The organism is Pseudonocardia sp. NPDC046786, assembly GCF_040645415.1.
Lineage (GTDB): Bacteria > Actinomycetota > Actinomycetes > Mycobacteriales > Pseudonocardiaceae > Pseudonocardia > Pseudonocardia kongjuensis.
Window position 1 is genome coordinate 1 of the sequence record NZ_JBEYYF010000051.1, and the last position, 9,660, is coordinate 9,660.

Annotated in this window: 8 protein-coding genes; 3 read left to right on the forward strand and 5 right to left on the reverse strand. The window is 77.0% G+C overall.

All coding sequences use genetic code 11. The features are described from left to right. Window positions 1–96: 96 nt before the first annotated feature. Together ABZ881_RS30485 and ABZ881_RS30490 are read right to left on the reverse strand one after the other, a co-directional pair. On the reverse strand, window positions 97–939 hold the full coding sequence (locus ABZ881_RS30485) for an SDR family oxidoreductase (RefSeq protein WP_358489442.1): 843 nt from the start codon (window positions 937–939) through the stop codon (window positions 97–99). Between the two features lie 222 nt (window positions 940–1,161). Beyond that, window positions 1,162–2,709: a leucyl aminopeptidase gene (locus ABZ881_RS30490; protein WP_358489444.1), complete on the reverse strand. Its 1,548-nt coding sequence runs from the start codon at window positions 2,707–2,709 to the stop codon at window positions 1,162–1,164. 196 nt (window positions 2,710–2,905) lie between these two features. On the opposite strand from ABZ881_RS30490, the gene ABZ881_RS30495 reads away from it, so the two are divergent. From ABZ881_RS30495 to ABZ881_RS30505, 3 genes are all read left to right on the forward strand, one after another. After that, window positions 2,906–4,267 (forward strand): hypothetical protein, encoded by a 1,362-nt coding sequence (locus ABZ881_RS30495; protein ID WP_358489447.1) that lies wholly within the window; start codon window positions 2,906–2,908, stop codon window positions 4,265–4,267. A gap of 19 nt (window positions 4,268–4,286) precedes the next feature. Further along, window positions 4,287–5,402, forward strand: coding sequence for a glycine cleavage system aminomethyltransferase GcvT (gene gcvT, locus ABZ881_RS30500; protein WP_358489449.1), 1,116 nt, complete (start codon window positions 4,287–4,289; stop codon window positions 5,400–5,402). A 99-nt stretch (window positions 5,403–5,501) separates the two neighbouring features. Further along, entirely contained in the window at window positions 5,502–6,623 is a 1,122-nt protein-coding gene (locus tag ABZ881_RS30505) for a branched-chain amino acid aminotransferase (protein ID WP_358489451.1), read from the forward strand. A 66-nt stretch (window positions 6,624–6,689) separates the two neighbouring features. On the opposite strand, the gene ABZ881_RS30510 is transcribed toward ABZ881_RS30505, so the two are convergent. The 3 genes from ABZ881_RS30510 to ABZ881_RS30520 form a co-directional block, all read right to left on the reverse strand. Beyond that, on the reverse strand, window positions 6,690–7,556 hold the full coding sequence (locus tag ABZ881_RS30510; RefSeq protein ID WP_358489453.1) for a DUF559 domain-containing protein: 867 nt from the start codon (window positions 7,554–7,556) through the stop codon (window positions 6,690–6,692). Between the two features lie 123 nt (window positions 7,557–7,679). After that, on the reverse strand, window positions 7,680–8,570 hold the full coding sequence (locus ABZ881_RS30515) for an adenosylcobinamide-GDP ribazoletransferase (protein WP_358489456.1): 891 nt from the start codon (window positions 8,568–8,570) through the stop codon (window positions 7,680–7,682). Further along, window positions 8,567–9,556 (reverse strand): nicotinate-nucleotide--dimethylbenzimidazole phosphoribosyltransferase, encoded by a 990-nt coding sequence (locus ABZ881_RS30520; protein WP_358489458.1) that lies wholly within the window; start codon window positions 9,554–9,556, stop codon window positions 8,567–8,569. Before ABZ881_RS30520 ends, ABZ881_RS30515 begins: the two co-directional genes overlap by 4 nt. Window positions 9,557–9,660 lie beyond the last annotated feature (104 nt).

Below are 9,660 nucleotides of genomic sequence, written 5' to 3' on the forward strand. Positions count from 1 at the left end.
CTAGACAGCTCCACTCCACACCCGGGAGGCCTTCGCCCGTCTACAGATCAGACCGTGTCGTCACACGATCTCGACCAACGTGCCTGGGCATCACAGCTAGTCCTGCAGCGAGCGGGCCCTGCGGGCGCCGATCGCGCGCATCGCGGGCTCCAGCCGCAGGGCGGGCCCGGGGACCAGCGCCGTCAGCCGCAGCACCGCGCCGCGCCAGGCCGGCAGCGTGCGGTACACCCGGCCGGTGCCGAACATCCCGACCAGGCCCTGCGCGACCTGCTCGGTGGTGACCAGCGTCCCGGACCGGACCAGTGCCTGGGCCTGCCCGCCGGGCTTCATCCCGCGCAGCAGCTCGGTGTTGACGCCGTCCGGGCAGACCGCGTGCACCCGGATCCCCTCCCGGCGGACCTCGGAGGCGAGTCCGGAGACCACGGACAGTGCACCGGCCTTGGACGCCGCGTACACGGACAGGCCGGGGACCGGGCCGAGCGCGGAGAGCGAGACGGTGACGCCGATCTCGCCGCCGCGCGCGACGCCGGCGGCGGCCTGCTCCCGGAACGCGGCGACCGCGGCCCTGGCACCCCAGACCAAGCCGAGCAGGTTCACCTCGACCAGGGCGCGGGCGTGTGCCTCGGACAGCTCGGTGAGCGTGCCGTCGAACCCGACGCCCGCGTTCGACACCCAGGCGCCCAGCGGGGCGAGCTCGCGGGCGCGGTCGGCGACGGTGCGCGCGTCGGCCGGGTCGGTGACGTCGTGTGCGGCGCCGTCCGCGGCACCGATCCGCTCGGCGGTGGCCCGGGCGGCGTCCGCGTCGAGATCGGTGACGAGCACCCGGTAGCCCCGGCCGACCAGCTCGGCGGCGATCGCCTCGCCGATACCGCGGGCGGCGCCGGTGACCACGGCGGAACGGGGAGCGTGCGCGGGGATCTCGTGCCGGCGTCGTCGCATGGGCCGGGAGTATGCCCTACCGGTCGGTAACCCGGGGTGCTCCGCACGGCGCCGGCCCGCGCCGAGCAGGAGCAGTGCGGCGAGCGTGTAGGTCGCGGGCGGCGACCTGACCAGCCCGCTGCTGCCCGGGTTCGCGCCGCCGGTCACCGATCTCTTCGAGGACGCCGGGTGAGGCGCGCGGCGTGACCGGGTGCCGCCGCGACCGCGGCGGCACCCGGGGCCTCAGCCGTTCGCGGCGACGTCCTCCAGGAAGGCGATCAGCGTCCGCACCGGCACTCCGGTGCCGCCCTTGGTGGTGTAGCCGCGCGGGCCGCCGGTGTTGTACGCCGGACCGGCCACGTCGATGTGCGCCCACGGCAGCCCGGCCGGCACGAACTCCTTCAGGAACAGCCCGGCCAGCAGCATCCCGGCGAACCGCTGCCCGCTGACGTTCGCGATGTCGGCGACCCGGGAGTCGAGGTCGGAGCGCAGGTACTCGGGCAGCGGCATCGCCCAGCCGTCCTCACCGACGTCGACGGCGTGCCCGGCGACCCGGTCCCGCAGGTCGTCGGACCCCATGATCCCGGCGGTGCGCAGCCCGAGCGCGACCTGCTGGGCGCCGGTCAGCGTCGAGGTCTCCACCAGGTAGTCGGGGTCGTCCTCGCCGGCCCGGACGAGCGCATCGGCCAGGATCAGCCGGCCCTCGGCGTCGGTGTTGAGCACCTCGACGGTCTTCCCGCCGTACATGGTGAGCACGTCACCCGGCTTGTACGCCGTCGAGGACGGCATGTTCTCGGCCATCGGCACGGTCGCCGTCACCGCGACCGGCAGCTCCAGCTTCGCCGCCAGCACCACGGTGGCGACGACCGCCGCGGCGCCGCCCATGTCCGAGGTCATGTCCGCCATGCCGGCGTTCGGCTTGAGCGAGATGCCACCGGTGTCGAAGGTGATGCCCTTGCCGACCAGCGCGACCTTCCGGGCCGGCGCGGCGCCGCCGTTCCAGGTCAGCCGGACCAGCCGCGGCGTGTTGGCCGAGCCCTTGCCGACCCCGGTGATCCCGCCGTAGCCGTTCTCCCGCAGCCGCTCGTCGTCGAGCACCTCGGTGACCAGGCCGGCCCGCTCGCCCAGGGCCACCGCGCGCTGCGCGAACGTCTCCGGGACCAGCACGTTCGGGGCGGTGTTCACCAGGTCGCGGGCGGTGGCGACGGCCTCGGCGACCAGGCCGGCCCGGCGGACCTGCGCCGCAGTGACCCCGGTGAACGTCCAGGACGCCACCGGTGCGGATCCGGCGTCGGTGCTGGAACGGTGCGCGTCGAACCGGTAGCCGCCGAGCAGCGCACCGGCCACCGCCGCCTCGGCGGCCCCGTCCCCGGCGGCCCCGTCCCCGGCGGCGCCGAGCGTGCTCACCGCGGCGGGCGTCCCGGCCAGCGCCCGGGACGCCGCACCGGCGGCCCGGCGGACCCGGTCGGCCGCCGCCGCGTCGTCGCCGGCCTCGCCGAGCCCGACCGCCACCAGCCGCGGCGCGGCGACCGCCCCGCGGGTCGGCAGCGAGACGACCTGCTCGACCTTCCCGGTCGCGCCGACGACGCGGAGCAGCTCGGCGAGCTCGCCGCCGAACGCGGCGTCGACGTCGGCGGCGCCGGCGGCGAGCACCGGCGCGACCGCGGCGCCCGCCCCGTCGTCGGCGGGCGCCCCCGGGTGCAGGCCGATCACCAGCGCCCCGGCCTCGACGGTGGACGGCGACGCGGTCGTCGCGGCGGTGTCCGGGATGGTCGGTTCGGCGGTCGGCACGGGGAACTCCTCGGTCGTGGGACGGTCGGATCGGTAGTGGACGGGTGGCCTCGCGTTCCGCTCGGGCACACACGGTGACCAGCACACGTGTCCCGTGCGCCGGGCGGGTGGGGAGCGACGCGGCGAGACCGGACCGAGATGGTAATGACACCCCCGCGGCGCCGCGCGGCACAGGGTCGAATGGGAAGGTGATCGGGTGCCCCGACCCCCGTACCGGATGCCGACCGCGACCGCGGTCGTCGTCGCCCTCGCGGCGATGTTCGGTACCGGTCTGTACGCGGCGCTGGCCCCGGCCGCCGCGGTGTCGGGACCGTGGTTCCCGCTGGGCGTGCTGCTCGCCGGGCTGGTCGCGCTCGGCGTCGTCGCCTCCACCGCGCACCTGGCGACGGCCCGGCCGGCCGGGCCGGAGCTGGTCCGGGACGACCTGCCCGCACCCGCGGTGCGGCTCGGCGCGGTGGCCCGGCTGGTGTCGCGGGCCGCGGCCGCCGCGGCGGCCGCCGGCGTGTTCGGCGCCTACGTGCTGCCCACCCAGCCGCTGCCGGTCGCGGTGGTCGCGGTGCTCGCCGTCATCGCGGTGAACGCGGCCGGGGTCCGGGTGTCCCCGGCGGCGTCCGGCGGACTGGTCGTGGGCACCCTGCTGGTCCTCGCGCTGGTCGCCGGGGTGGGCCTGACGACCGACGCGCCGGAGGGCGCCGGGCCGTCGTCGGCGATGCCCGCCGCGGAGCTGGCCGGCGCCGCCGTCGCGGACGGCGCGGGGACCCCGGACGATCCGGTCGCCGGGACGCTGCAGGCCGCGGTCGAGCCGGGGCCGCTGGGCGTGCTGACCGCCGCCGCGTTCGCGTTCTTCGTCTACACCGGCCTGTCCCGGGTGGCCGAGCTCGGCGGCAGCCTGCGCGACCCGATGCGGGCGATCCGCCGCGCACCGGCGGTCGCCGTGCTGGTCACCACCGGGTTGCTGCTGGCGCTCTCGATGGCGCTGCTGCACGGGCTGGGCGTGGAACGGCTGGCGATGTCGCCGACCCCGCTCGCCTCACTGATGGACACCGGCGGCAGCCCGGCGCTCGGCGTGCTGGTCCGGATCGCGGCGGCCGCGGCCACCGCGGCCGCGCTGCTCGGGGCGCTGTCCCGGGCCGCGGGCGGGGCGTCCCGGCTCGCCCTGGACGGCGAGCTGCCCGGCTTCCTCGGCCGCGGCGGCTCGCGCGGCACGCCGTGGGTCGCTGATCTGCTGCTCGGCGGACTGACCCTGCTGGTCACCCTGGCGGTGGGGCCGATCACCGCGATGGCGATCGCGGTGGGCGCCGCCCTGGTGCACCACACCCTGCTGCACGCCGCGGTGCTGCGGATCCCGGGCCGCCCGGCCACGGCGGCGTTCGTGGCGGGCGCCGGCGGCACCGGCTGCCTCGTGCTGGTCGCGGCGCTGCCGCTGTGGCCGCTGCTGGCGACGGCCGGCGCGCTGGCGGCCGGCTGGGTGCTGTGCGCGCTGTCCGCGCGCTCGGCCGCCGTCCGGGGCCGCCAGGAGGCCGCCGGCCCGGCCGATCCCGAGGAACGCGCCGCCTGAGGGACTAGGGTCCCCTGGCGTGACCGACGATCTTCTGCCCAGCCCGCTGCACGACCGGCACGTCGCCCTCGACGCCACCCTCGGCGAGTTCGGCGGCTGGTCGATGCCGATCTCCTACCCGGGCGGCACCGTCGCAGAGCACACGTCGGTGCGCGAGACGGCGGGACTGTTCGACGTCAGCCACCTCGGGACGGTCCCGATCGCCGGGCCGGGCGCCGCCGCGCACGTGAACACCTGCCTGAGCAACGACCTCGGCCGGATCGGCCCGGGCCGGGCGCAGTACACGCTGGCCTGCAACGAGTCCGGCGGCGTGATCGACGACATGATCATCTACCTGGCGACGGACGACGACCTGCTGCTCGTCCCGAACGCCGCGAACTCCACCCGGATCGTCACGATGCTGCAGGACGGTGCCCCGGACGGGGTCACCGTCACCGACCGGCACCGCGAGCTCGCCGTGCTCGCCCTGCAGGGGCCGCGTTCCGCGGAGGCGCTCGCGGCCGCGCTGGGCGAGGCCGGGTCGGTGGTCGCCGACCTGGACTACATGTCGTTCACCGACATCGAGGGCGGCGCGGTGCGGGTCTGCCGGACCGGCTACACCGGCGAGCACGGCTACGAGCTGGTCCTCGACGCCGCGGCGGCGCCCGCCCTGTGGGACGCCCTGCTCGACGCGGTCAGCGCGGTCGGCGGCGGCCCGTGCGGGCTCGCCGCCCGGGACACCCTGCGTACCGAGATGGGCTACCCGCTGCACGGCCACGAGCTGTCCGAGGAGATCAGCCCGGTGCAGGCGGGTAGCGCGTGGGCGGTCGGCTGGGACAAACCGTCGTTCTGGGGGCGGGATGCGCTGGTCGCCGAGCGGGCGGCCGGCCCGGCACGCCGGCTGCGCGCGCTGCGGGCGACCGGGCGCGGCGTGCCGCGGGCCGGCATGACCGTGCTGGACGCCGAGGGCGGCAACCCGGTCGGGACCGTCACCTCCGGCACCTTCTCGCCCACCCTGAAGGCCGGGATCGCGCTGGCGCTGATCGACACCGACCCCGCGGTGTCGCCCGGCGACGCGCTGGTGGTCGACGTCCGCGGCCGGGCGCTGCCGGTCGAGGTGGTGAAGCCGCCCCTGGTGCCGTCCCACGTGCGATGACGCCGGTGTGACCGGTGTCCGTCCCGCAGGGGAGGATCGCGTCCCGACCGTCGGGAATCCGACTACTTGCGATGCGGGCGGCGGAGATACCGTTCACCCATGAGCGCGCCGCAGTTCACCGTCACCCGCAACCCTGCCCCGGCGTCCCCACAGCGGCGCGCCCAGGTACTGGCCGATCCCGGTTTCGGCCGGCACATGACCGACCACATGGTCACCATCCGCTACACCGAGGGCACCGGCTGGCACGATCCGCAGGTCGTGCCGTACGGGCCGCTGACCCTCGATCCGTCGTCGATGGTGCTGCACTACGGCCAGGAGATCTTCGAGGGGCTGAAGGCCTACCGGCAGCCGGACGGCTCGATCGCCCTGTTCCGGCCGGAGCAGAACGCCCGCCGGTTCGCCGGGTCCGCGAGGCGGCTGGCGATGGCCGAGCTGCCCGAGGAGCTGTTCCTCGCCTCGCTGGCCGAGCTGCTGTCGGTGGACTCGGAGTGGGTGCCCGCCGCAGGCGGCGAGGACTCGCTCTACCTGCGCCCGTTCATGATCGCCACCGAGGTGGGGCTGGGCGTCCGGCCGTCGTCGGAGTACCTGTACGCGGTGCTGGCCTCGCCGGCCGGGCCGTACTTCGCCGGCGGGGTCAAGCCGATGGACGTCTGGCTGGAGACCGAGTACACCCGGGCCGCCCTGGGCGGCACCGGCACCGCCAAATGCGGCGGGAACTACGCGGCGTCGCTGCTTCCCCAGGCGGTCGGCGCCCGGCACGGCTGCGCCCAGGTCGCCTACCTCGACGCCGAGGAGCGCACCTGGATCGACGAGATGGGCTCGAACAACCTGTTCTTCGTCTTCACCACGCCCGACGGCGGCGTCGAGATCGCCACCCCGGACCTGCGTGGCGCGGTGCTGCCCGGCATCACCCGGGACTCGCTGATCACCGTGGCCCGGGACCTGGGGATGTCGGTGGTGGAGCGGCGGATCGCGGGCCAGGAGTGGCTGGGCGGGGTCGCGAGCGGCCTGCTCACCGAGGTGTTCGGCTGCGGCACCGCCGCGGTGATCACCCCGATCGGCACCGTGAAGCACTCCGGTGGCGAGGTGACCGTCGGCGACGGAAAGCCCGGCCCGGTCACCCTGCAGCTGCGCGAGGCGCTCACCGCGATCCAGCGGGGCGCCGCGCCGGACCCGCACGGCTGGATGCACACCCTGGTGCCCGCCCCGGCCGCCGTCTGATCGGCCTGATCACCGGTCGTGGAGCGCGGCGCCCGCCAGGTGGGCGCCACGCTCCACAACGGGTGATCACCGGCCCAGCGCCCGGCGGACGGCGGCGATCGTGCGGTCCGGGTGGCGGGTCACGTCGCGCCAGGTGAACCGCAGCAGGATCCAGCCGGCCCCGACCAGCGCGTTCCCCTTCGCCCGGTCCGCCGCGAACCGCGCCGGATCAACGTGCCAGGCCCAGCCGTCCAGCTCGATCGCGACCCGCTCCACGGGGAACGCGATGTCGATCTCCCGGCCGTCGCCCACTGGGAGGCCGCGCACGAAGCCACCGATGCCCTCGCTCCTGAGCAGCCGCAGCAGGGACCGTTCCAGGCGGGAGTCCGCCCGGTCCAGTGCGGCGACCAGCAGCCGGTGCGCCGTCGCCATCCCGTGCGCGCCGGCGTTCCGGCAGTAGGCCCGGTGCAGGTCCGCGGGTCCCACCCGGCGGCGTTGCAGTGCCCGGTCGAGGAACGCCGCACCGTCGGGCAGGACCGCGCAGGTCTCCAGGACGGTCAGCGGCACCGCGGTGAGGGCGACGCCGTCCAGGACGATCCGGTCCGCCCGGGGGAGATCGCGCCGGCGCAGCCGGATGCCCGGTGGCACCCGTCTCCTGACCCTGGGGGGCACGGTGACGCCGACCGGGACCGGGGCCCGGGGCAGCAGACCCGACCAGAACGCGGCGGACGGCCCGTCGAGCACCGCGTCCGGCCCGCCCCAGAGCGCCGCGGCCACGATCCGCGCCCGGTCGCCCAGCGGGTGCCCGACATCCAGGAGGACCCCGGGATGGACGTCGCGCCACTCGCCGCGCGCGACCCGGCGGCGGATCGACGAGGCCGACAGCCCGCAGCCCAGCGCCTGCTCCCGGGAGATGATCCCGGCCTGCAGAAGCAGCAGCTCACGCACGCGCACCCGGGGAGGCTCACATCCACCTGCACCTCACCGGGCCGGAACCGGGGGAGCGGTTCACGCGAGTGATCACCGGTCGTGGAGCGCGGAGCCCGCCAGGTGGGCGCTGCGCTCCACGACCGGTGATCACAGCGCGGCGGCCAGCACGACCAGGACGGTGGTGGCGGCCAGCTGCTCGGCGGCGCCCAGCACGTCCCCGCTCATCCCGCCGAACCGTCGGCGGGTGTGCCGGGCCAGGCCGGCCACGAGCAGCGCGGCGGCCAGCACCGCACCTACGGTGACCAGCACGATCCCGGGCCCGGCCAGGACCCCGGGGAACGCCGTAGGGCCTTCTGGGAGGTAGTCGGCGTAGCGCCGGGGCATGCCCGCCCGGTCGACGGCCGGGACCAGGGCGGCGGCTCCCGCCGCGGCCAGCACCGTCCACCACAGCGGGGCGACCCACACCCGCTGGGAACCCGCGACCAAGGCGCCCAGCCCACCCTCCCTGGCCGCCGGTGCCCCGCTCCTGGCCACCCAGCAGAACCCGGCCCGGCCCACCCCGGCGGCCAGCGCGCAGGTCACCAGCACCGCCGCGGGCGGGGCCGAGGCGAGCTGGGCCAGCGCCGCGGCCTGCGCCCCCAGCACCACGACCAGCGTGACGACGGCGAACGGCCCCGCACCGCCCTCGGCCATGATCCGCAGCGCCCGCTCGGGGGGCCCGTAGCTGCCCAGGCCGTCGGCGGTGTCGGCCAGCCCGTCCAGGTGCATCCCGCGGGTCGCGAGCGCACCCGCCCCGACCACGAGCAGGCCTGCCACCAGGGGGGACGTCCCGAGCGCGGTGAGCCCGAGCAGCAGCGCCCCACCGGCCAGGCCGAGGCCGATCCCGACCACCGGTGCCCATCTCAGCGCGGCCGCCGGGACCCCCCGAGGGAGGGCGCCGTCCGGGCCGGTGCCGACCCGGGCCGGGAGCACGGTCAGCCAGCTGACGGCGAGCCGGAGCCCGGCCAGCGGCCCCGGGCCCGGCCTGGCGTCGGTCACCGGGTGGCGCCCGCCGCGGCCGTCGCGTCCCCGGGGACGACGCCGGTGTCCTCGGCGCTGCCCGTCTCGCCGAGCAGGCGGGCGGCGGTGGTCAGCAGCGGCAGCACCGCGACGCCCGCGGTGCCGTCCTCGGTGCGCACCGCGAGATCCAGCACCGGGGTCAGCGCGAGGTGCTCGAGGACCAGCCCGGCGGCCGGCTCGGTGGACGGCTGCGCCGCCAGCCACCACTGCTTCGCGCCGGGTGCGAGCTCCTCGGCCATCAGCGCGGCGGCACCGACGGCGACCCCGTCCAGCACGGTCGGGACCTTCCGCTCGGCGGCCCGGGCCAGGAAGCCGGCGAGCACGATCAGGTCGGTGCCGCCGACGGTGCGCAGCAGCGCGAGCGGATCGCGCAGGTGCGGGCGGGCGCGGCGCAGCCCGTCCCGGATGGCGACGGCCTTGCGCATCCAGGCCTGGTCGTCGATCCCGGAGGCGCGGCCGACCACGGCGACCGGTTCTGCGCCGGTGAGCGCGGCGACCAGCGTCGCGGCCGGGGTGGTCGCACCCACCGCCAGGGTCGCCGGGACCAGGACGTCCGCCCCGGCGTCGATCTCCTCGTCGGCGAGCTGCCGGCCGGTGCGCCAGGCAGCGGCGGCGTCGTCGTCGGTGAGCGCGTCCTCGCGGTCGATCCGGCCGGTGCCGCGGGCCACCCGGTGCCCGGACTCGACGCCGTCGGCGTCCCGGGACAGCCCGACGTCCACGGTGCGCACCGCCGCCCCGGCGGCCCGGGCGGCGACCGTGATCGGCAGCCGTCCGGCGGCGGCGGCCTCGGCGCGGGCGGCGGAGACCTCCGGCGGGTAGGCGGACACGCCGTCGGCGGCGACGCCGTGGTCCGCGGCGAGCAGCAGCACGCGGGCGTTCACCGGCGGCCGCGGCGGGCACTCGCCCTGGCAGGCCGCGAGCCAGACGCCGAGCTCGCCGAACCTGCCCAGGCCGCCCGGGGGCAGCGGGGGGGCGGGGGGGGGGGCGGGGGGGGCCCCGCCCGGGGGGGGGGGGGGGTGGCCCCCCGGCCCGGCGGGGGGGGGGGGTGGGGGACCGCGGGTAGACCCAA